Source organism: Streptomyces litmocidini (assembly GCF_014649755.1).
GTDB classification, from domain to species: Bacteria; Actinomycetota; Actinomycetes; order Streptomycetales; family Streptomycetaceae; genus Streptomyces; species Streptomyces litmocidini.
In genome coordinates, this window is record NZ_BMTQ01000004.1 from 188673 (window position 1) to 209715 (window position 21043).

General features: G+C 73.4%; 15 protein-coding genes. 7 read left to right on the plus strand and 8 right to left on the minus strand.

The genetic code is table 11. The features are described from left to right. Positions 1–46: 46 nt before the first annotated feature. Together IE180_RS10475 and IE180_RS10480 are read left to right on the plus strand one after the other, a co-directional pair. Positions 47–1780: an ABC transporter ATP-binding protein gene (locus tag IE180_RS10475; protein WP_190156540.1), complete on the plus strand. Its 1734-nt coding sequence runs from the start codon at positions 47–49 to the stop codon at positions 1778–1780. Beyond that, complete coding sequence (locus IE180_RS10480; protein WP_190156541.1) at positions 1780–3705, plus strand: ABC transporter ATP-binding protein; 1926 nt, start codon at positions 1780–1782, stop codon at positions 3703–3705. Before IE180_RS10475 ends, IE180_RS10480 begins: the two co-directional genes overlap by 1 nt. Before the next feature lie 52 nt (positions 3706–3757). Here the strand turns inward: IE180_RS10480 and IE180_RS10485 are convergent, their stop codons facing one another. The 5 genes from IE180_RS10485 to IE180_RS10505 all read right to left on the minus strand — a co-directional run bounded on the left by IE180_RS10485 (position 3758) and on the right by IE180_RS10505 (position 10528). Then, positions 3758–4828, minus strand: coding sequence for an RNA polymerase sigma factor (locus IE180_RS10485; RefSeq protein WP_373302720.1), 1071 nt, complete (start codon positions 4826–4828; stop codon positions 3758–3760). A 78-nt stretch (positions 4829–4906) separates the two neighbouring features. Next, positions 4907–6796 carry a DNA primase gene (gene dnaG / locus IE180_RS10490; RefSeq protein WP_190156542.1) on the minus strand — a complete coding sequence of 630 codons (1890 nt, stop codon included), beginning with the start codon at positions 6794–6796 and terminating at the stop codon, positions 4907–4909. A 66-nt stretch (positions 6797–6862) separates the two neighbouring features. Further along, a complete protein-coding gene (locus tag IE180_RS10495) occupies positions 6863–8122 on the minus strand; it encodes an NAD(P)/FAD-dependent oxidoreductase (RefSeq protein ID WP_190156543.1) in 1260 nt (419 codons plus the stop codon). A gap of 127 nt (positions 8123–8249) precedes the next feature. Further along, entirely contained in the window at positions 8250–9563 is a 1314-nt protein-coding gene (locus tag IE180_RS10500; RefSeq protein ID WP_190156544.1) for a deoxyguanosinetriphosphate triphosphohydrolase, read from the minus strand. Between the two features lie 35 nt (positions 9564–9598). Further along, entirely contained in the window at positions 9599–10528 is a 930-nt protein-coding gene (locus IE180_RS10505) for a sirohydrochlorin chelatase (protein WP_373302738.1), read from the minus strand. Between the two features lie 356 nt (positions 10529–10884). Here IE180_RS10505 and IE180_RS10510 point away from each other — a divergent pair, with 356 nt between their 5' ends. From IE180_RS10510 to IE180_RS10525, 4 genes are all read left to right on the plus strand, one after another. Then, complete coding sequence (locus IE180_RS10510; protein ID WP_190156545.1) at positions 10885–11718, plus strand: class II glutamine amidotransferase; 834 nt, start codon at positions 10885–10887, stop codon at positions 11716–11718. A gap of 150 nt (positions 11719–11868) precedes the next feature. Next, entirely contained in the window at positions 11869–12591 is a 723-nt protein-coding gene (locus IE180_RS10515; protein ID WP_190156546.1) for an aquaporin, read from the plus strand. A gap of 38 nt (positions 12592–12629) precedes the next feature. Then, positions 12630–13379: a SanA/YdcF family protein gene (locus IE180_RS10520; protein WP_229860425.1), complete on the plus strand. Its 750-nt coding sequence runs from the start codon at positions 12630–12632 to the stop codon at positions 13377–13379. 45 nt (positions 13380–13424) lie between these two features. Then, positions 13425–15527 (plus strand): molybdopterin oxidoreductase family protein, encoded by a 2103-nt coding sequence (locus IE180_RS10525; protein WP_190156547.1) that lies wholly within the window; start codon positions 13425–13427, stop codon positions 15525–15527. Positions 15528–15556: 29 nt separating this feature from the next. Here the strand turns inward: IE180_RS10525 and cutA are convergent, their stop codons facing one another. From cutA to IE180_RS10540, 3 genes are read right to left on the minus strand one after another with little or no spacing between them, the layout of a single operon-like run. After that, positions 15557–16273 carry a divalent cation tolerance protein CutA gene (gene cutA / locus IE180_RS10530; protein ID WP_190156548.1) on the minus strand — a complete coding sequence of 239 codons (717 nt, stop codon included), beginning with the start codon at positions 16271–16273 and terminating at the stop codon, positions 15557–15559. Then, a complete protein-coding gene (locus IE180_RS10535) occupies positions 16270–18141 on the minus strand; it encodes an ABC transporter ATP-binding protein (RefSeq protein ID WP_190156549.1) in 1872 nt (623 codons plus the stop codon). Before IE180_RS10535 ends, cutA begins: the two co-directional genes overlap by 4 nt. Continuing rightward, positions 18138–19871, minus strand: a complete 1734-nt coding sequence (locus IE180_RS10540; protein WP_190156550.1) for an ABC transporter ATP-binding protein — start codon at positions 19869–19871, stop codon at positions 18138–18140. The genes IE180_RS10535 and IE180_RS10540 overlap by 4 nt, the downstream gene beginning before the upstream one ends. A gap of 266 nt (positions 19872–20137) precedes the next feature. Here IE180_RS10540 and IE180_RS10545 point away from each other — a divergent pair, with 266 nt between their 5' ends. After that, entirely contained in the window at positions 20138–20899 is a 762-nt protein-coding gene (locus tag IE180_RS10545) for an aminotransferase class IV (RefSeq protein ID WP_190156551.1), read from the plus strand. Positions 20900–21043: the final 144 nt, after the last annotated feature.

Below are 21043 nucleotides of genomic sequence, written 5' to 3' on the forward strand. Positions count from 1 at the left end.
GAAACCGAGTCGTAACGCTTCCGGGGTGCGGGCGATAGTAGGAGCCGTGCTCATAAGACTTCTCCGAACCCATCTGCGGCCCTATCGAAAACCCATCGCGCTGCTCGTCCTGCTGCAGTTCCTGCAGACCTGCGCGAGCCTCTACCTGCCGACCCTGAACGCCGACATCATCGACCACGGTGTCGTCAACGGGGACACCGGCTACATCCTGCGCTTCGGCGCCCTGATGGTCGGCGTCTCCGTCGTCCAGGTCCTCTGCAACATCGGGGCCGTGTACTACGGCGCGCGGACCGCCTCGGCGCTCGGCCGCGACGTGCGCGGCGCGGTCTTCGACCGGGTCCAGTCCTTCTCCGCCCGGGAGCTCGGCCACTTCGGCGCCCCGTCGCTGATCACCCGCACGACCAACGACGTCCAGCAGGTCCAGATGCTGGTCCTGATGGGGTTCACCCTGATGGTGTCCGCGCCCATCATGTGCGTCGGCGGCATCGTGATGGCGCTGGGCCAGGACGTCCCCCTGTCGGGCGTGCTGCTCGCGGTGGTGCCGGTCCTCGGCGTCGCCGTCTCGCTGATCGTGCGGAAGATGCGGCCGCTCTTCCGGACCATGCAGGAGCGGCTCGACACGGTGAACCGGGTGCTGCGCGAGCAGATCACCGGCAACCGGGTCATCCGCGCCTTCGTGAAGGACGCGTACGAGGAGGAGCGCTTCCGCGGGTCCAACGGCGAGCTGACCGCCGTGTCGATGGCGACGGGGCGGCTGATGGCGCTGATGTTCCCGACGGTGATGACCGTCGTGAACGTGTCCAGCGTGGCCGTGGTCTGGTTCGGCGCGCACCGCATCGACAGCGGCGGGATGGAGATCGGCGCGCTGACCGCCTTCCTCGCCTATCTGATGCAGATCGTGATGGCCGTGATGATGGCCACCTTCATGTTCATGATGGTGCCGCGCGCCGAGGTGTGCGCGGAGCGCATCGAGGAGGTCCTCGGCACGGAGACGAGCGTCGTGCCGCCGGCCGAGCCGGTGAAGACGCTCGACCGGCGCGGGCACCTGGAGGTCCGGAGTGCGGACTTCCGCTATCCGGGTGCGGAGGAGTCGGTCCTGAAGGACGTGGCGCTGGTGGCGCGGCCCGGTGAGACGACCGCGATCATCGGTTCGACGGGCAGCGGCAAGTCGACGCTGCTCGGGCTCGTGCCCCGGCTCTTCGACGCCACCGGCGGCGAGGTCCTCGTCGACGGCGTCGACGTGCGGAAGTTCGACTCCGCCCTGATGGCCAGGACCGTGGGGCTCGTCCCGCAGAAGCCGTACCTGTTCTCCGGCACGGTGGCCACCAACCTGCGGTACGGCAAGCCCGACGCCACCGACGAGGAGCTCTGGCACGCCCTGGAGGTCGCCCAGGCCGCCGACTTCGTACGGAAACTGGAGCACGGCCTGAACGCCCCGATCGCGCAGGGCGGCACCAACGTCTCCGGCGGCCAGCGCCAGCGCCTCGCCATCGCGCGGACGCTCGTGCAGCGGCCGGAGATCTACCTCTTCGACGACTCCTTCTCCGCGCTCGACTACGAGACGGACGCCCTGCTGCGGGCCGCGCTGGCCCGGGAGACGGCGGACTCGACCGTGGTGATCGTCGCCCAGCGCGTCTCCACCATCCGGGACGCCGACCGGATCGTCGTCCTCGACGAGGGCCGGGTCGTGGGCACCGGACGGCACCGGGAGCTGATGGCGGAGAACGAGACGTACCGGGAGATCGTGCTCTCCCAGCTGACCGAGGCGGAGGCAGCCTGATGGCCGGTCCTGGCGGACGCATGATGATGGGCCAGTCCGGTGAGCGGTCCATGGACTTCAAGGGCTCGGGCAAGCGGCTGCTGAAGCAGCTGGCGCCCGAGCGCGGCACGCTCTGGCTGATGCTGATCGCCGGCGTGCTCTCGGTGGCGGCCTCCGTGGTCGGGCCGAAGATCCTCGGCAGGGCGACGGACCTGATCTTCGCGGGCGTCGTCGGGCGGAACATTCCCGAGGGCGTCACGAAGGCGCAGGCCCTGGACAAGCTCCGCGCGGACGGCGACGGCGGCATGGCCGACATGCTGTCCGGGGTCGACTTCACCCCCGGCAAGGGGATCGACTTCGGCGCGGTCGGCGGGGTCCTGCTGTGGGTCCTCGCGATCTACGTGGCGGCGGGCCTGCTGATGCTGGTCTCCACCCGCATGTCGATCAAGGTGATCAACCGGACGGTCTACCGGATGCGGGAGGACGTCCAGACGAAGCTGGCGCGGCTCCCCCTCTCGTACTTCGACAAGGCGAAGCGCGGCGAGGTGCTGTCCCGGGCGACCAACGACATCGACAACATCTCGCAGACGCTCCAGCAGTCGATGGGCCAGCTGGTCAACTCGCTGCTCACGATCGTCGGCGTGCTCGGGATGATGTTCTGGATCTCGCCGCTGCTCGCGCTGGTGGCGCTGGTGACGGTGCCGGTCTCGGTGTTCGTCGCGGCGAGGATCGGCAAGCGTTCCCAGCCGCACTTCGTGCAGCAGTGGAAGTCGACGGGCGCGCTCAACGCGCACGTGGAGGAGATGTACACCGGGCACGCCCTGGTGAAGGTCTTCGGCCGGCAGGAGGAGTCCGCGAAGGGCTTCCGCGAGCAGAACGAGGCGCTGTACGAGGCCGGGTTCAAGGCGCAGTTCAACAGCGGCGTGATGCAGCCGGTGATGTTCTTCGTCTCGAACATCAACTACGTGCTCGTGGCCGTGGTCGGCGGTCTGCGGGTGGCCACCGGCAGCCTGTCCATCGGCGACGTGCAGGCCTTCATCCAGTACTCGCGCCAGTTCTCGATGCCGCTGACGCAGGTCGCGTCGATGGCGAACCTGGTGCAGTCCGGTGTCGCCTCGGCGGAGCGGATCTTCGAGCTGCTCGACGCGGAGGAGCAGGAGCCGGACGGTCCGACGAGCGAGAAGCCGCTCGGCCTCAAGGGCAAGGTGGCCCTGGAGGGCGTCTCCTTCCGCTACGAGGAGGACAAGCCGCTCATCGAGGACCTGTCGCTCTCGGTGGATCCGGGGCAGACGGTCGCGATCGTCGGCCCGACCGGCGCCGGCAAGACGACCCTGGTGAACCTGCTGATGCGGTTCTACGAGGTGACGGGCGGCCGGATCACCCTGGACGGGGTGGACGTGGCGCAGATGTCCCGCGAGGAGCTGCGCAAGGGCATCGGCATGGTCCTCCAGGACACCTGGCTCTTCGGCGGCACCATCGCGGACAACATCGCGTACGGCGCCACGCGCCCGGTGACCCGGGCCGAGGTCGAGGAGGCGGCGCGCGCCGCGCACGCCGACCGGTTCATCCGGACCCTGCCCGACGGGTACGACACGGTGATCGAGGACGACGGGGCGGGAGTCAGCGCGGGCGAGAAGCAGCTGATCACCATCGCGCGGGCGTTCCTGTCCGACCCGGTGATCCTCGTCCTGGACGAGGCGACCAGCTCGGTCGACACCCGCACCGAGGTCCTCATCCAGAAGGCGATGGCCCGGCTCGCGGCCGGGCGGACCTCGTTCGTGATCGCGCACCGGCTCTCCACGATCCGGGACGCGGACGTGATCCTGGTGATGGAGAACGGCTCGATCGTCGAGCAGGGCACGCACGAGGAGCTGTTGTCGTCCGGCGGGGCCTACGCCCGGCTGTACGCGGCACAGTTCGCGCAGGCGGTCGCCGAGGTCGACTGACGGCGGCCCGGCCCCGGGGGTGTCCTGCCGTGACCGGCGGGGCACCCCCTCGTCAGTCCAGGTAGCCCCTGAGCTGGTCCGCGTAGGCGTGGTCCCGCAGTTTGCTGAGGGTCTTGGACTCGATCTGGCGGATGCGTTCGCGCGTCACGCCGAAGATGCGGCCTATCTCCTCCAGGGTGCGGGGCCTGCCGTCGTCGAGGCCGTAGCGGAGCTGGACGACCTTGCGTTCGCGTTCGCCGAGGGTGGAGAGGACGTCCTCCAGGTGGCGGCGGAGCAGCAGGAAGGCGGCGGACTCGACGGGCGAGGCGGCGTCGCCGTCCTCGATGAGGTCGCCGAGGGCGACGTCCTCCTCGCCGACGGGGGCGTGCAGGGAGACGGGTTCCTGGGCGAGGCGGAGGACCTCGCCGACCCGTTCGGGGGCCAGGTCCAGCTGGGCGGCGACCTCCTCGGCGGTGGGTTCGTAGCCCCGCTCCTGGAGCATGCGGCGCTGGACGCGGATGACGCGGTTGATGAGTTCGACGACGTGCACGGGGACGCGGATGGTCCGGGCCTGGTCGGCGAGGGCCCGGGACATGGCCTGGCGGATCCACCAGGTGGCGTACGTGGAGAACTTGTAGCCCCGCGCGTAGTCGAACTTCTCGACGGCCCTGATGAGGCCGAGGTTTCCCTCCTGGACGAGGTCGAGCATGGTGAGGCCGCGGCCCACGTACCGTTTGGCGACGGAGACGACGAGGCGGAGGTTGGCCTCGATGAGCTTGCGCTTGGCGATCCGGCCGAGGACGACGAGCCGGTCCAGGTCGATCGCCAACCGGGTGTCCAGGTCGGGGGTGCCGGCGAGTTTCTCCTCGGCGAAGAGTCCGGCCTCGACGCGGCGGGCGAGTTCGACCTCCTCCTCGGCGCTGAGCAGCGGGATGCGGCCGATCTCGCGCAGGTACTGGCGGAAGAGGTCGGAGGAGGGGCCGTTGCCGCCGGGGTCGCCGGCGCGGCTGCGCTGGACGGGGATCTCCGGCGGCTCGTCCGGCCCCTCGGGGGACGGCTCCTCGGGGGACGGCTCCTGCGACACGGTCCGGATCTCGGTCTGCACGGCGGGCGACCTCCAGGAGGGGCGGAACGGCACCGTCATCCAGTGTGGGGTACGACACATCGCCGCCACGAGGGGCGTGCGGTGACTTTTTGAGACCGGGTCGTGACCGAACGTGCGTCAGAGGGCCGCGGCGCCGTTGTTCCGGAGGGACTGCCCGTACTGGGTGAGGACCCACAGCTCGTTCTGCACGGCGGCGGTCCGCTCGGGGTCCCCGTTCGGGCCGAGCCGGGCCAGGGTGCCCTGGACGTCGCGGATGCGGCGGTCGACGGCGCGGAGGCGGACGGTGACGAGCTGGTCGCCGGCGTAGGCCTCGTCGACGGTCTTGGCGAAGATCGTCTCGACGGCGAGTTCGGTGACGAGGGCGCGGACCGAGTCGTTGGGGGCGGCCTCGCGGACGGCGTCGAGGTAGTCGGAGGGGGCGCCGGTGGCGCCGCCCGCGTCCTGGATGCACTGCCGGACGGCCGCGTAGGGCGGGGCGGTGAACTCGTCGGCCCCGTACGCGTCGAAGGCCGGGGAGACCAGTTCGGGCCGCTGGAGGGCGAGCTTGAGGAGCTCCCGCTCGGTGCGGTGGGCGGGGCTGCGCAGATTGAGCGCGGGGCCCGGGGGGGCGGCGGCCGGGGCGGGGGTGTCGTACGTCCGCTGGGGCTGCTGCCGGCCGGGGCCGCGCTCGCCGCCCTGCCGCTGCCAGCGGGCGATCTGGGCGACCCGCCGGACCACGAACTGGGTGTCGAGGATGCCGAGCATGCCGGCGAGCTGGACGGCGACCTCGTGCTGGGAGGCGATGTTCTTGATCTTCGCGACGATGGGCGCGGCCTCGTCGAGGGCGGCGGCGCGTCCCGCCGGGGTCTCCAGGTCGTACCGCCTCACGATCTGGCGGAGGGCGAACTCGAAGAGCGGGGTGCGGGGCCGGACGAGGTCGACGACGGCCTCGTCGCCCTTGGCGAGGCGGAGGTCGCAGGGGTCCATGCCGTCGGGGGCGATGGCGATGTACGTCTCGGCGGCGAACTTCTGGTCGTCCTCGAAGGCGCGCAGGGCGGCCTTCTGGCCGGCGGCGTCGCCGTCGAAGGTGAAGATGACGCGGGCCGAGCCGTTGTCCATGAGGAGCCGGCGGAGGATCTTGATGTGGTCGCCGCCGAAGGCGGTGCCACAGGTGGCGATGGCGGTGGTGACGCCGGCGAGGTGGCAGGCCATGACGTCGGTGTAGCCCTCGACGACGACGGCCCGGCTGATCTTGGCGATGTCCTTCTTGGCCAGGTCGATGCCGTAGAGCACCTGGGACTTCTTGTAGATCGGCGTCTCGGGCGTGTTCAGGTACTTGGGCCCGTTGTCGTCGTCGCGGAGCTTGCGGGCGCCGAAGCCGACGATCTCGCCGCCGACGTCCTTGATCGGCCACATGAGGCGGCCGCGGAAGCGGTCGATGGGGCCGCGGCGGCCGTCCTGGGAGAGGCCGGAGAGGATCAGTTCCTTGTCGGAGAAGCCCTTGCCGCGCAGGAAGCGGGTGAGGTGGTCCCAGCCGGCCGGGGAGTAACCGACGCCGAAGTGCTCGGCGGCGGCCTGGTCGAAGCCGCGCTCGGCGAGGAACTTCCGGCCGATCTCGGCCTCGGGCGAGCCGAGTTGGCCGGCGTAGTACTCGGCGGCGGCCTTGTGGGCCTCGATCAGGCGGATGCGCTCGCCGCGCTGGTGGCCGGGGTTGTAGCCGCCTTCCTCGTACCGCAGGGTGATGCCCGCCTTCGCGGCGAGGCGCTCGACCGTCTCCGAGAAGGAGAGGTGGTCGATCTTCATCACGAAGGCGATGGTGTCGCCGCCTTCCTGGCAGCCGAAGCAGTGGAAGAGTCCCTTGCTGGGGCTGACCTGGAAGGAGGGCGACTTCTCGTCGTGGAAGGGGCAGAGGCCCTTGAGGTTGCCGCCGCCCGCGTTGCGCAGCTGGAGGTACTCGGACACGACGGCGTCGATCGGGACCGCGTCCCGTACCGCCTTCACGTCGTCATCGTTGATCCTGCCTGCCACGCATGAAGTGTACGGGGGTCCGGGGGCCGCCCCCCGGAGGACGGGGGGACGGGGGCGCGGAGCCGATCAGACCAGGCTCTCCAGGGGCACGGAGGCGTCGGCGAGGGCGTCCGGGTCCACGGCCGTACGGGCGCGGACGAGGTCCTGGACGGGGCCCGTGACGTCCCACACGTTCACGTTCATCCCGGCGAGGACCCGGCCCTCCTTGAGCCAGAAGGCGATGAACTCGCGCTTGCCGGTGTCGCCGCGGACCACGACCTGGTCGTACGTGCCGGGCGGCGCCCAGCCCGAGTACTCCATGCCCAGGTCGTACTGGTCGGAGAAGAAGTAGGGCACCCGGTCGTACGAGACGTGCTGTCCGAGCATGGCGCGGGCGGCGGCCGGGCCGCCGTTGAGGGCGTTGGCCCAGTGCTCGACGCGGAGCCGGGCGTGCAGGAGCGGGTGGTGGGCGGCGGCCACGTCGCCGGCGGCGTAGATGTCGGGGTCGGAGGTGCGCAGGGACTCGTCGACGGCGATGCCGCCGCCGTCGGCCCGGTCGACGAGGGCGAGCCCCGCGTTCTCGGCGAGGGCGGTGCGGGGCGCGGCGCCGATCGCGGCGAGGACGGCGTGCGCCGGGTGCTCCTCGCCGTCGTCGGTGCGGACGGCGAGGACCATGCCGTCCTGGCCGGTGATCTCGGTGAGCCGGGCGCCGAAGTGGAAGCGGACGCCGTGGTCGGTGTGCAGGTCGGCGAAGAGCTGGCCGAGCTCGGGGCCGAGGACCCGGTGCAGCGGGGTGGGGTCGGCCTCGACGACGGTGACCTCGGCGCCGTAGCCGCGGGCGGCGGCGGCGACCTCCAGGCCGATCCAGCCGCCGCCGGCGATCACCAGGTGGCCGTTGTCCCGGCCGAGGCCGGCGAGGACCTGGCGGAGCCGGTCGGCGTGGGCGAGCCGGCGCAGGTGGTGGACGCCGGCGAGTTCGGTGCCGGGGACGTCGAGGCGGCGCGGCTCGGCGCCGGTGGCGAGGAGCAGCTTGTCGTAGCGGATGACGGTGCCGTCGCCGAGGCGGACGGTGCGGGCCTCGCGGTCGACGGCGGTGACGGACTGGCCGAGGTGGAGCTCGACGTCGTTCGCCGCGTACCAGGCGGGCTCGTGGACGAAGACGCTGTCGCGCTCCTTGGCGCCGGTGAGGTAGCCCTTGGAGAGCGGTGGGCGCTCGTAGGGGTGGTCGCGTTCGTCGCCGATGAGGATCACCCTGCCGTTGAACCCCTCGGCGCGCAGGGTCTCCGCCGCTCTGGCCCCTGCCAGGCCCCCGCCGACGATGACAAAGGTCTGATCTGCGTCGACCACGTCGTTTCCTCCTCGTTGCGACCGGTTCCAACCTACGCCCCCGGGCGTTCGTCCCGTCGTACCTCCCCGGGCCGTGCCTGCGAGGGTCCCGTACGGAGGGGGGCGACGGAAGAGGGCCGTACCGCGGCTAGCGCCTGCGGAGGCGGGCGTGGAGGGCTCGGGCGGAGGCGTCGGTGAGGTTGGCGATCTGGTCGACGAGGACGCGCTTGCGGGCCCGGTCGTCGCGGGCCGCGTCGAACGCGGCCCGGAACTGCGGTTCGAGGCCGTCGGGGGCGCGGGCGGCGAGGGCCTCGGCGAGCTCGGCGACGACGACGCGCTGGTCGGCGCGGAGCGCCTCCTGCTGGGGGCGCTGCATCACGTACCGGTCGGCGACGGCCTTGAGGACCGCGCACTCGTTGCGGGTCTCGCGCGGGACGACGAGCTCGGCTCCGTACCGGGTGAGGCGGCCGGAGCCGTGGGCCTGGCGGGTGGCGCCCTCGGCGGCCAGGCAGAAGCGGCCGATGAGCTGGCTGGTGGCGTCCTTGAGCCGTGCCTGGGCGACGGCCGAGCCGTCGTAGCCGTGCGGCCACCACTCCTGGTCGACCAGCCGGTCGAGGGCCTCGGCGAGCTCCTGCGGGTCGGTGTCCCCGGGTACGTAGCGGCCGACGGCGACCGCCCAGATGTCGGCGCGCTCGGGCTCGGCGAGGAGCATGTTCGGGTCGATGTGCCCGGCGTGCAGGCCGTCCTCGAAGTCGTGGACCGAGTAGGCCACGTCGTCGGACCAGTCCATGACCTGGGCCTCGAAGCACTTGCGGTGGGCGGGGGCGCCCCGCCGGACCCACTCGAAGACGGGCAGGTCGTCCTCGTACACGCCGAACTTCGGCGAGCCGGGGTCCTCGGGGTGGCCGCCGCGCGCCCACGGGTACTTGGTGGCGGCGTCGAGGGCGGCGCGGGTGAGGTTCAGCCCGACGCTGACGAGCTCCCCGTCGGCGTCCTTCACGAAGCGCTTCGGCTCGATGCGGGTGAGGAGCCGGAGCGACTGGGCGTTCCCCTCGAAGCCGCCGCAGTCCTTGGCGACGTCGTTGAGCGCCTGCTCGCCGTTGTGCCCGAAGGGCGGGTGGCCCATGTCGTGGGAGAGGCAGGCGGCCTCGACGAGATCGGGATCGCAGCCGAGGGCCGCGCCCAGCTCCCGGCCGACCTGGGCGCACTCCAGGGAGTGCGTGAGCCGGGTGCGGGGGCTGGCGTCCCAGGCGTGGCTCCGGGTGCCGGGGGTGACGACCTGCGTCTTTCCGGCGAGCCTGCGGAGCGCGGCGGAGTGCAGCACGCGGGCGCGGTCGCGCTGGAAGGCGGTGCGCCCGGGGCGCTTGTCGGGCTCCGCGGCCCAGCGTGCGGTCGCGGTCTCGTCGTATCCGGGGGTGTCGGTGATGTCTGCGCTGTCCTTGGTGTCCTCGATGCCTGCCATGCGTCGAAGGTAACCGGAGGGGCCGACAGAAGAGCTCAGACGGCGGCGAGTTCCCGTACGGGGAGGGTGGTGCGGGCGTGGTCGTAGCGGTGCAGGACCAGCCGGGCGAGGGCCGGGTGGGGGCCCAGCGGGTCCGACGCGATCCAGGGGGCGTCGGCGGCGGCGCGGGTCGCGAAGAGGCCGGGGGCGGTGAAGCAGGAGGCGACGGCGACCCGGTGCCGGCCCCGGGCGGTGAGCGCGCGGACGGCGTCGGGGACGGTGGGCGCGGCGGCGGAGGCGTACGCGGGGAGGACGGGGACGCCGCCGAGGCGCTCGCCGAGGAGGGCGGCGATCCGGCGGGTCACGGCGCCGGACCGGGGGTCGCGGGAGCCGGCGGAGGCGAGGACGACGCCGGTGGCGCCCGGGTCGCCGGGCGTCCAGCCGGCCTCGGCGAGGCGGTCGGCGAGGGCCTCGACGAGGAGGGGGTGGGCGCCGAGGGGGTCGGCCACGCGGGCGCGGAGGGCGGGGGTGGCGGCCAGGGCGGCGGGCAGGTCGTGGGTGACGTGGTGGCCGGGGGCGAGGAGGAGGGGGACGAGGACGGCGTCCCGGCCGCCGGCGGCGGCGAGTCCGGCGAGGGCGTCGTCGAGCAGCGGGGCGTTCAGCTCGATGTGGGCGAGGCGGACGTCGAGGCCCGGGCGCAGCTCGCGCACCCGGTCGAGGAGCCGGGCCAGGGCGGCCCGGGCCCGGGGGTCACGGCTGCCGTGTCCCACGGCGACGAGGACGGGGGCGGGCGCGGGGACGGGCGGGGCGGGCGCGGGCGAAGTGAGCGCGGCCGGGGTGGGAGCGGCCGGGGTGGGAGCGGCCGAGGCGGACGGGGGCACGGTCGGGGCGGGGGCGGCCGGGGCGGAAGCGGCCGGGCCAGAGGCGGCCGGGGTGGGGGTGGTGAGCACGGTGCGGCTCTCTTCGGCGGGGGCGGGTGCGTTCATCGGTGGGCATACCTCCTCGTCGTGCTTCCGCTGCCGGCGGTCGTACGGACGCACCTGGGCCAGTTGGGCCCCGAGCTGTCCGACGATCCTCACGAGCAGCCCGGCGGGGGTGGCGAACGCGCTGTCCGGCTCCGTCATGCGCCGATCCTGGCGGGGGTGCGTTGCCTCGCCGTTTCCGGTGCGTGACGTGCCCGAGCCGCCCTCCTCACGTGCGCCCGGCCCCGCCGGCCCGTTCGTCCGGCCCGGGCGTCCCGCCGGCGCCGATGTGCGCCCCGCGGGGAGGGCGCCGAGAATGGGAGGGCCGGACGGCGTGCGCGAGGCCACCGCAGATCCGGCAGGGACCCAGGTGATCACACATGTGCCGATGGCTCGCGTACCGGGGGACACCGGTGCTGCTCGACACCCTCCTGTACAGACCGGCCCACTCCCTGATCGACCAGAGCCTGCACTCCAAGCTCGGCGTGGAGACCACCAACGGCGACGGGTTCGGCGTCGGCTGGTACACGGAGCACGACGAGACCCCGGCGCTGCTGAGGGACGTGGGCCCCGCGTGGAACAACCGGAACCTGCGGGAGCTGGCGGACCACGTCCGCTCCCCGCTGTTCTTCGCCCACATCCGGGCGTCGACCGGGACGGCCGTGCAGCAGTCGAACTGCCACCCGTTCCGGCACGGACGCTGGATGTTCATGCACAACGGCGCCATCGCCGGGTTCCACCTCATGCGCCGTGACCTCACCATGCTCGTCGATCCCGAGCTCTACGCCGACATCGGGGGCACCACGGACTCCGAGGTGATGTTCTACCTGGCCCTGACCTACGGCCTGGACCAGGACCCGCCCGGCGCCGTGGCGCGCATGGCGGGCGTCGTGGAGCGGGTCGGCCGCGAGCACGGGGTGGAGTTCCCCCTCCAGATGACCCTCGCCCTCACCGACGGCGAGCGCCTCTGGGCCTTCCGCTACTCCAGCGCGCACGCCTCCCGCTCGCTGTTCTACAGCAGCCGGGTGGAGGCCCTGCGCAGGCTGCACCCCGACGTCGCCTTCCTGCAGGACATCTCCGACGAGACCCGCCTCGTCGTCTCCGAGCCCCTCGGCGACCTGCCCGGCGCCTGGAACGAGGTGCCGGAGAGCAGCTACGGCGTCGTCCAGCCCGGAGCCGACGAAATGCACCGGTTCGCCCCCGTGGCGGCGTGACGGAGGGGCGCGGGCGCTCACGGGGGGGGTGTCGGGGTCGACCGCGTGGCGGAGGACGGGACCGTCGGTCTTCACGGCTCGGACCGCACGGGGCCCCGCCCCTTCCCTGCCCCCTTTTTTCCTTCCGAATCACGGAATATCTTTTCCGTTATGAGAATGTCCCCGCCCGCGCTCCCCCGGCGCGCCGCAGCCGAGTTCATCGGCACCGCCGCCCTCGTCGCCGTCGTCGTCGGCTCCGGCATCCGCGCCGACTCCCTGAGCCAGGACATCGGCGTCCGGCTGCTCGCCAACGCCGCCGCGTCCGCCCTCGGCCTCGGCCTGCTGATCGCCCTCATCGGCCCGCTCTCCGGCGCCCACTTCAACCCCGTCGTGACCCTCTCCGAGTGGTGGTCCCGGCGCCGCGAGAGCAAGGGCCGCGAGGTCCTCGCCTACATCGCCGCCCAGCTCGCCGGAGCCGTCACCGGCGCCCTGCTCGCCGAGGCGATGTTCGGACGGGCGCCCGGCGCCTGGGCCACCGAGGCGCGTTCCTCCCTCCACCTCCTCCTCGGCGAGGCCGTCGCCACCGCCGGGCTCGTCCTCGTCGTCCAGGGCCTGCGCCACATCGGCCGCCCCGCCCTCGCGCCCGTCGCGGTCGCCGGCTACATCGCCGCGGCGATCTGGTTCACCTCCTCCGGCTCCTTCGCCAACCCGGCGGCCACCCTGGGCCGCGCGTTCTCCGACTCCTTCACCGGCATCGCCCCCGCCTCCGTGCCCGCCTTCGCCGCCGCGCAGCTGCTCGGCATGCTCCTCGGGATGGTCCTCGCCGGTGTGCTGTACGGAACAGACCGGGCGTCCGGCGAACCGAATCCGTCCGACGCGCGTCGGACGGGGTGACAGAACGACACCGCTCCCCGCCCCACGGAGGTTTCCGCATGCCGGCACGGCTCACCCGGTTGATCCCCCGCACCACCCGGGCCCGCCGCCGCACCGTCCAGGCCGTGATGCTGGGCGCCGTCCTCGCGCTCGCCCCCGCCACCTGGATGCAGACGGTCGCCGCGCCCCGGCTCCGTACCGTCGCCGACGTGCCCGCCCGGGACGTCGCCGTCGTCTTCGGCGCCGGCCTGTGGAAGGGACGTCCGACCCCGTACCTCGCGCACCGCCTCGACACCGCCGCCGAGCTGTACCGCGCGGGCAAGGTCAGGGTCCTCCTCGTCACCGGCGACAACAGCCGGACCGCGTACGACGAGCCGAGCGCCATGCGCGCCTACCTCATCGCGCGCGGAGTGCCGGACAAGCAGGTCGTCAGCGACTACGCGGGCTTCGACACCTGGGACTCCTGCGTCCGCGCCCGGAAGGTCTTCGGCGTCGACCGGGCCGTCCTCGTGACCCAGGACTTCCACATCAAGCGGGCCGTCGCCCTGTGCGGCCGGGCGGGCCTCGACGTGTACGGGGTCGGGGTCGCCGAACCCCACGACCGCACCTGGTACTACGGCACCACCCGCGAGGTCTTCGCGGCGGGCAAGGCCGCCCTCGACGCCGGACTGCGCCCCGACCCGCGCTTCCTCGGCCCGCGGGAGAAGGGCGTCACGGAGGCGCTGGCCCCACCGGCCGGCGAACGCCGAACCGGGACGGCCTCACCGACCGGCGAGCGCCGAACGGAGCGGAGAGCACCGCGCCCGTAATACGCCGCGCCACCCCGCGTAACACGCCGGACGCATGCTGGCCGCATGTCCGACGCCGCCGCCGTCCCCACCCACTGCCCCTACTGCGCCCTGCAGTGCGGCATGTCGCTGCGCCCCACCGGCGCGCCGGAGCTGCCCGCCGAGGTGGTCGAGCGGACCGACTTCCCCGTCAACCGGGGCGCGCTGTGCGGCAAGGGCCGCACCGCCCCCTCCGTGCTCTCCTCCCGGGTCCGGCTCACCGAGCCCCTGGTCCGGCGCCCTGACACGGGGGCCCTGGAGCCCGCGTCCTGGGAGGAGGCCCTCTCCGTCGTCGCCGACGGTCTTCGCCGGACCCGTGCCGACCACGGTCCCGATGCCGTGGGGGTCTTCGGCGGCGGCGGCCTCACCAACGAGAAGGCGTACGCGCTGGGCAAGTTCGCCCGGACCGTCCTCGCCACCTCGCAGATCGACTACAACGGCCGCTTCTGCATGTCCTCGGCCGCCGCCGCGCACCAGCGGGCCTTCGGCCTCGACCGGGGGCTCCCCTTCCCCCTGGAGGACGTCCCCAGGACGGGCTGTGTGATCCTCGTCGGCTCCAACCTCGCCGAGACCATGCCGCCCGCCCTGCGCTACCTCACCGAGCTGAAGGAGAACGGCGGGAAGCTGATCGTCGTCGACCCGCGCCGCACCCGCACCGCCGAGCAGGCCGACCTGCACCTCGCGCCGCGCCCCGGCACCGACCTGGCGCTCGCCCTCGGCATGCTGCACCTGGTGGTGGCCGAGGGGCGGGTGGACGAGGAGTTCGTCGCCACCCGCACCGGCGGCTGGGAGGGCGCCCGCGCCGGGGCCATGTCCCACTGGCCCGAGCAGGTCGAGCGGATCACCGGCGTGTCCGTGCCGCAACTGCGGGAGGCCGTCGCGATGTTCTGCGACGCCGAGAACGCCATGGTGCTGACCGCGCGCGGTCCCGAGCAGCAGTCCAAGGGCACCGACACCGTCGGCGCCTGGATCAACCTCTGCCTCGCCACCGGCCGGGCCGGCCGGCCGCTGAACGGCTACGGCTGCCTCACCGGCCAGGGCAACGGCCAGGGCGGCCGCGAGCACGGCCAGAAGGCCGACCAGCTGCCCGGCTACCGCAAGCTCGACGACCCGGCCGCCCGCGCGCACGTCGCCGGGGTGTGGGGCGTCGCGCCGGAGTCGCTGCCGGGGCCCGGGCGGAGCGCGTACGAACTGCTCGACGCCCTCGGCCGGGACGTCAGGGCCCTGCTCCTCATGGGCTCCAACCCGGTGGTGTCCGCGCCGCGCGCCGCGCACGTCGAGGAGCGGCTGCGGTCCCTCGACTTCCTCGCCGTCGCGGACGTGGTGCTCTCCGAGACCGCCGAACTCGCCGACGTCGTCCTGCCCGTGACCCAGTGGGCGGAGGAGACGGGGACGATGACCAGTCTGGAGGGCCGGGTGCTGCTGCGCCGCCGCGCCCTCACCCCGCCCCCGGGCGTCCGCAGCGACCTGGAGGTGCTGCACGGGCTCGCCGGGCTGCTCGGCCGGGAGGAGGGCTTCCCGACCGACCCGGAGGAGGTCTTCGAGGAGCTGCGCCGGGCCTCGGCCGGCGGGCCCGCCGACTACGCGGGCATCAGCTACCGGCGGATCGAGGAGGAGCAGGGCGTGTTCTGGCCCTGTCCGGACGAGGAGCACGCGGGCACCCCGCGCCTCTTCCTGGAGCGGTTCGCGACGGCGGACGGGCGGGCCCGGTTCGTGCCGGTGGTGCACCGGGCGGCGGCCGAGGAGACGGACGCCGACTACCCGGTCGTGCTGACCACCGGCCGGGTCGTGTCCCAGTACCAGTCGGGGGCGCAGACCCGGCGGGTCGAGGAGCTGAACGCGGCGGCGCCCGGCCCCTTCGTGGAGCTCCACCCCCGGCTCGCCGAGCGGCTCGGGGTCGCCGAGGGCGAGGCGCTGGCGGTGGTCTCGCGGCGCGGGCGGGCCGTCGCCCCGGCGCGGATCACGACGGCGATCCGGCCGGACACCGTCTTCATGCCGTTCCACTGGTACGGGGAGGGGCGGGCCAACACGCTGGTGAACCCGGCGCTCGACCCGGTCTCGCGGATGCCCGAGTTCAAGGTGTGCGCGGTGCGCCTGGAGCGGGTCGCCGCCGCGGGGGCCACCGCCTGAACGCGGGGGCCACCGCCTGAACGCGGGGGCTACCGGTCGAACCAGTCGCCGCTCTCGATGACCGGGCCGAGGGGCGCGTCCGGGGCCGCCAGGAACACCCAGGCGGACACCCGCGCTCCGTCCCGCACCCGTACGACGTCCCTCGCCGCCCGCTCGTACCCGACGGGCAGCTCCAGGCGGTCGAGCAGGCCGAACAGTTCGCCGTACGCGCCGGGCGCGGGCGTGAGGAGCGTGCCGACCACCTGGCCCTTCTCCGCCGGGACGACGTACGGATAGCCGGGCCCGTCGTACAGGACCGCCCCGTGCAGCACGGCGTCCGCCTCGGAACCGATGCGGCCGGCGAGGAAGCGGTCGTGGTTGTACGCGCCCGGGCGCAGCGTCCCGTACACGAAGAACGGCCGCTCCTCGGGCGCCGGGGCCTCGATCGCCTCGGCCGCCCGGGTCTCCCGCTCGACCCAGTGGGCGTAGCCCTCGCCGGCCCGGAGCGCCCGGGTGGCGAGGATCTCGGGGGTCTCGTAGTCGTGGGCGGCGAGGAGGTGCGCCTCCAGGGCCTGGTAGCGGGCCTCGGTGGTCTTGAACACCACCTCCCACTCCTCGGAGGTCTCGATCGCGCCCCGCCAGTGGTAGACGGAGGTGACGGGCCCCGAGATCTGCGCGCAGGCGGCGAGCCGGGCCTCGACGGCGCCGCGCGCCAGGGCGTCGGCCTTGGCGCGCGCGTCGGTGGTGGTGCGGACGGTGACGATCACGTCTCCACCGTACGGGCGAACTGGGCGGCGTGCAGCCGGGCGTAGGCCCCTCCGGCGGCGAGGAGTTCCTCGTGGGTGCCCTGCTCGGCGATCGAGCCGCCCTCCATCACCAGGATGGTGTCGGCGTCCCGGATCGTGGAGAGCCGGTGGGCGACGACGAAGCTGGTGCGGCCCGCGCGCAGGGAGGTCATGGCCTGCTGGACGAGGAGCTCGGTGCGGGTGTCGACGGAGCTGGTGGCCTCGTCGAGGACGAGGACCACCGGATCGGCGAGGAAGGCGCGGGCGAGGGTGATCAACTGCTTCTCGCCGGCGCTGAGGCCGCCGCCGTCCTCGTCGAGGACGGTGTCGTACCCGGCGGGCAGGGTGCGGACGAAGCGGTCGGCACGGGCGGCCTCCGCGGCGGCGACGATCCGCTCGCGGGAGACCTCTCCGGGTGCTCCGTAGGCGATGTTGTCGGCGATGGTGCCGCCGAAGAGCCAGGTGTCCTGGAGGACCATGCCGGTGGCGGAGCGCAGCTCCTCCCGGGTCATGGCGGCGGTGTCGACGCCGTCGAGGGTGATCCGGCCGGCCGTCACCTCGTGGAAGCGCATGAGCAGGTTGACCAGGGTCGTCTTGCCGGCGCCGGTCGGGCCGACGATCGCGACCGTCTGCCCCGGATCCACCGAGAGCGACAGGTCCTCGATGAGCGGCTTGCCGTCCTCGTAGCGGAAGGAGACCTTCTCGAAGGAGACCCGGCCGCGGAGTTCGGCGGGCCTGCGGGGCGTGGTGGGATCCGGCGACTCCTCCTCGGCGTCGAGGAACTCGAAGACCCGCTCGGCGGAGGCCACGCCGGACTGGAGGAGGTTGGCCATGGCGGCGACCTGGTTGACGGGGCCGTTGAAGTCGTACGAGTACTGGACGAAGGCCTGCACGTCGCCGACGGAGAGGGTCCCGCTCGCCACCCGCAGCCCGCCGACGACGGCGATGGCGACGTAGTTGAGGTTGCCGACGAGGGTCAGGGCGGGCTGGATGAAGCCGGAGACGAACTGGGCGCGGAAGCTCGCCCGGTAGAGCTCCTCGCCGAGCTCGTCGAAGCGGCGGACGGCCTCGGCGCGGCGGCCGAAGGCGACGACCTCGGTGTGGCCGGTGACCATCTCCTCGACGTGGCTGCCGAGCCTGCCGGTGACGGCCCACTGCTTCACGAACTGGGGCTGGGCCCGCTTGCCGACGAAGGCGGCGACGGCGACCGAGACGGGCACGGTGGCGAGGGCGACGAGGGCGAGCACCGGGGAGATCCAGAACATCATCACGAGGACGCCGGCCAGGGTGAGCAGGGCGCGCGTCATCTGGCTGAAGGCCTGCTGGAGGGTCTGGGTGATGTTGTCGATGTCGTTCGTGGTGCGGGAGAGGACCTCGCCGCGGGGCTGTCCGTCGAGGTGGGCGAGGGGCAGCCTGGCCAGTTTGTGCTGGGCCCGTTCGCGGAGCCGGTGCCCGGCCCGCTGGACGACGGTGGTGGCGATCCGCAGCTGGAGCCAGGTGAGGGCGGACGAGCCGGCGACGACGGCGACGGAGAGGGCGAGGATCCGGCCGACGGCCGCGAAGTCGACGCCGGCTCCCGTGGCTCCCGTGATCACGAGGTCGGTGGCGCGGCCGAGGAGGAGGGGACCGAGGACGGAGAGGGAGACGGCGGCGGCACCGGCGGCGAGGACGGCGAGCAGCCGGGCCCGGTCGGGGGCGAGGGTGCGCAGCAGGCGGAGGCCGGAGGACCGGAAGGAGAGGGAGCGTTCGAGGGAGGGGGCGGCGAGGCCGGGGCCGCGCTGGGGCGGGGGGCCGGTGCGGGCGGGGGCCTTCGCGGGGCTCGGGGCGCGGGTCGCGGTCGCCGTGCTCATGCGGCTTCCTCCTCGGTGAGCTGGGAGAGGACGATCTCCCGGTAGGTGGGGTTGTCCCGCATGAGGGACGCGTGGGTGCCGGTGCCGACGGTCCGGCCCCGGTCGAGGACGACGATCCGGTCGGCGTGCCGGATGGTGGAGACGCGCTGGGCGACGATGACGACGGTCGCGTCGGCGGTCTCCTCGCGCAGGGCGGTGCGGAGCCGGGCGTCGGTGCGGGGGTCGAGGGCGGAGAAGGAGTCGTCGAAGAGGTAGAGGCGGGGGCGGGCGACGAGCACGCGGGCGATGGCGAGGCGCTGGCGCTGGCCGCCGGAGAGGTTGGCGCCGCCCTGGGAGACGGGGGCGTCGAGGCCGTCGTCGAGCCGTCTGACGAAGTCGGCGGCCTGGGCGACCTCCAGGGCGTGCCAGAGCTCCTCGTCGGTGGCGTCGGGCTTGCCGTACCGCAGGTTGGTGGCCACCGTGCCGGAGAACAGGTACGGCTTCTGCGGGACGAGCCCCACGGTCCTCGCCATCAGGGCGGAGTCGAACTTCCGCACGTCGACGCCGTCGACGAGCACCTCGCCGCCGGTGGCGTCGAAGAGCCGGGGCACCAGGCCGAGCAGCGTCGACTTGCCGCTGCCCGTCGAACCGATGATCGCGGTCGTCTCACCGGGCCGCGCCACCAGCGCCACGTCCTTCAGGACCGACTCCTGCGCACCCGGATAGCGGAAGCCGACGCCGTCGAGGTCGAGGCGGCCGGGGCCGGTCGGGGTCCGGACGGGGTGGACGGGCGGGATGACGGAGGGGCGGGTGTCGAGGACCTCTCGGACGCGCTCGGCCCCGGCTTCGGCGCGGGGCATGTGCATGAGGAGGAAGAGGACCGTCATCACGGACATCGAGGTCTGGAGGAGGTAGCCGAGGAAGGCGACGAGGCCGCCCGGCTGGAGGGCGCCGGCCTCGATGCGGTGGGCACCGACGTACACCAGGGCGACGGTCGTCAGCTGCCAGACGATCAGGACCGTGGGGAACATGAGGGCCTGGAGCCGGCCGGCCCGCAGGCCGACGGTGAGGAGTCCGTCGTTGGCGGCGGCGAAGCGCTCCCGCTCGTGCCGGTCCCGGACGAAGGCGCGGACGACCCGGACGCCGGTGATCTGCTCGCGCAGGACGCGGTTGGCCCGGTCGACGCGCTCCTGCATGCCGCGGAAGAGGGGCCGCATGCGCAGGACGACGGTGCCGACGGCGCCGGTCATCACGGGCACGAAGAGGAGCAGGACGAGCGCGAGCGGCACGTCCTGGCGCAGGGCCATGACGAGTCCGCCGGCGCAGAGGAGCGGGGCGGCGACCAGCATGGTGAGGACGAGGACGGTGAACGTCTGGATCTGCTGGACGTCGTTGGTGGTCCGGGTGATGAGGGAGGCGGCGCCGAAGCGGCCGCGCTCCCGGGCGGAGAAGTCCTGGACGCGGCGGAAGACCTCGGAGCGCAGGTCGCGGGCGACGCCCATGCCGATCCTGGCGCCGGTGCAGGTGGCGGCGGCGGCCGCGGCGGCCTGGAGGAGGGTGACGGCGATCATGGCGGCGCCGCCGCGGAGGACGCGGTCGGTGTCGCCGCGCAGGACGCCGTGGTCGATGACGCCGGCGTTGAGGGTGGGCAGGGCGAGGGAGGCGAGGGTCTGGGCGAGCTGGAGGACGACGAGGAGGACGAGGAGGGGGCCGTACGGCCGGAGGCGGGGGGCGAGCAGTCGGAACAGCATGCCGAGGATCGTGTTACCTCAAGTTTGATTGAGGTCAAGCGCCGTGGGCGCCGGACCGCCGGGTGCCGTGGGCCCGCGCGGCCGGGTGCCGTGGGCCCGCGCGTGGACGGGTGCCGTACGTCCCGCCCCGCCGGACGCCGTGCGTCCCACGCGCGCCGGACGCCGTGCGCCCCGCCCCACCGGGTCCGCGCGTCCCGGCCCGCCGAGTACCGCCCCCGTCGAGCCGGCCGGGACCCGGCACCACCCCTCCGCCGTACGGTGGGGGCATGACCACTCCTCCCGCGCACATCGAGGTCGACGGAGCCCCGGCGGCCGATCCGCGGCTCCTCGCCGCCCTCATGGGCGGTTACGGCCACTTCACGGCGATGCAGGTGCGGGACGGACGCGTGAAGGGCCTCGACCTGCACCTCGACCGCCTCGACCGCTCGACACGCGAGCTCTTCGGCCGGGGCCTGGAGGGCGGGCGGGTGCGGGAGCTCGTCGCCGGGGCCCTCGTGAACGCCGGACGGCGGGACGCCTCGGCCCGGGTGTACGTGTACCCCGGCGTCCGCACCGTCGTGACCGTCGCCGACCCCGCCCCGGACGGCCCCGGCGCCCCGCAGCGCCTGACCGCCGTCGACTACTGGCGGCCCGCTCCGCACATCAAGCACCTGGGCGGCTTCGGCCAGCGCTTCCACGGCGACGCGGCCCGCCGGGCCGGCTACGACGAGGCCCTGCTGACCTCTCCGCACGGCGAGATCGCCGAGGGCGCCGTCACCAACATCGCGTTCTGGGACGGCACTTCGGTGGTCTGGCCGTCCGCGCCCTGCCTCACCGGCATCACCATGACCCTCCTGGAGCGGCGCCTGGAGTCGGTCCGGCGACCGGTCACCCTGGCCGACCTCCCGGACTACCGGGCCGCGTTCGTGACCAACTCCCGGACGATCGCGCCCGTGACGGCGATCGACGGGCTGGCGTTCGCGGTGGACGAGGAGCTGATGGGGCGGGTGTTCGCGGCGTACGGCTCCGTGGAGGGGGACGGGCTGTGACGAACGGCGCCGGGGGCGCTCACCCGTTCGGCGCGGACCGCCGGCCGACGGCTCGCAAACCGTTCTGACCTGCGGAAACGTCCGGAATCCAGGCGACACGCCGCATCGGACGGAGCAATCCTGATGCCTCATCAGGAGGCAGGG

Bases quoted from the DNA above. Each gene is read 5' to 3' on its own strand.
- IE180_RS10480 (WP_190156541.1), top strand. From the start codon at position 1,780: ATGGCCGGTCCTGGCGGACGCATGATGATGGGCCAGTCCGGTGAGCGG.
- IE180_RS10485 (WP_373302720.1), bottom strand. From the start codon at position 4,828: ATGACGGTGCCGTTCCGCCCCTCCTGGAGGTCGCCCGCCGTGCAGACC.
- IE180_RS10500 (WP_190156544.1), bottom strand. From the start codon at position 9,563: ATGGCAGGCATCGAGGACACCAAGGACAGCGCAGACATCACCGACACC.
- IE180_RS10505 (WP_373302738.1), bottom strand. From the start codon at position 10,528: ATGAACGCACCCGCCCCCGCCGAAGAGAGCCGCACCGTGCTCACCACC.
- IE180_RS10510 (WP_190156545.1), top strand. From the start codon at position 10,885: ATGTGCCGATGGCTCGCGTACCGGGGGACACCGGTGCTGCTCGACACC.
- IE180_RS10515 (WP_190156546.1), top strand. From the start codon at position 11,869: ATGAGAATGTCCCCGCCCGCGCTCCCCCGGCGCGCCGCAGCCGAGTTC.
- IE180_RS10520 (WP_229860425.1), top strand. From the start codon at position 12,630: ATGCCGGCACGGCTCACCCGGTTGATCCCCCGCACCACCCGGGCCCGC.
- IE180_RS10525 (WP_190156547.1), top strand. From the start codon at position 13,425: ATGTCCGACGCCGCCGCCGTCCCCACCCACTGCCCCTACTGCGCCCTG.
- IE180_RS10535 (WP_190156549.1), bottom strand. From the start codon at position 18,141: ATGAGCACGGCGACCGCGACCCGCGCCCCGAGCCCCGCGAAGGCCCCC.
- IE180_RS10540 (WP_190156550.1), bottom strand. From the start codon at position 19,871: ATGCTGTTCCGACTGCTCGCCCCCCGCCTCCGGCCGTACGGCCCCCTC.
- IE180_RS10545 (WP_190156551.1), top strand. From the start codon at position 20,138: ATGACCACTCCTCCCGCGCACATCGAGGTCGACGGAGCCCCGGCGGCC.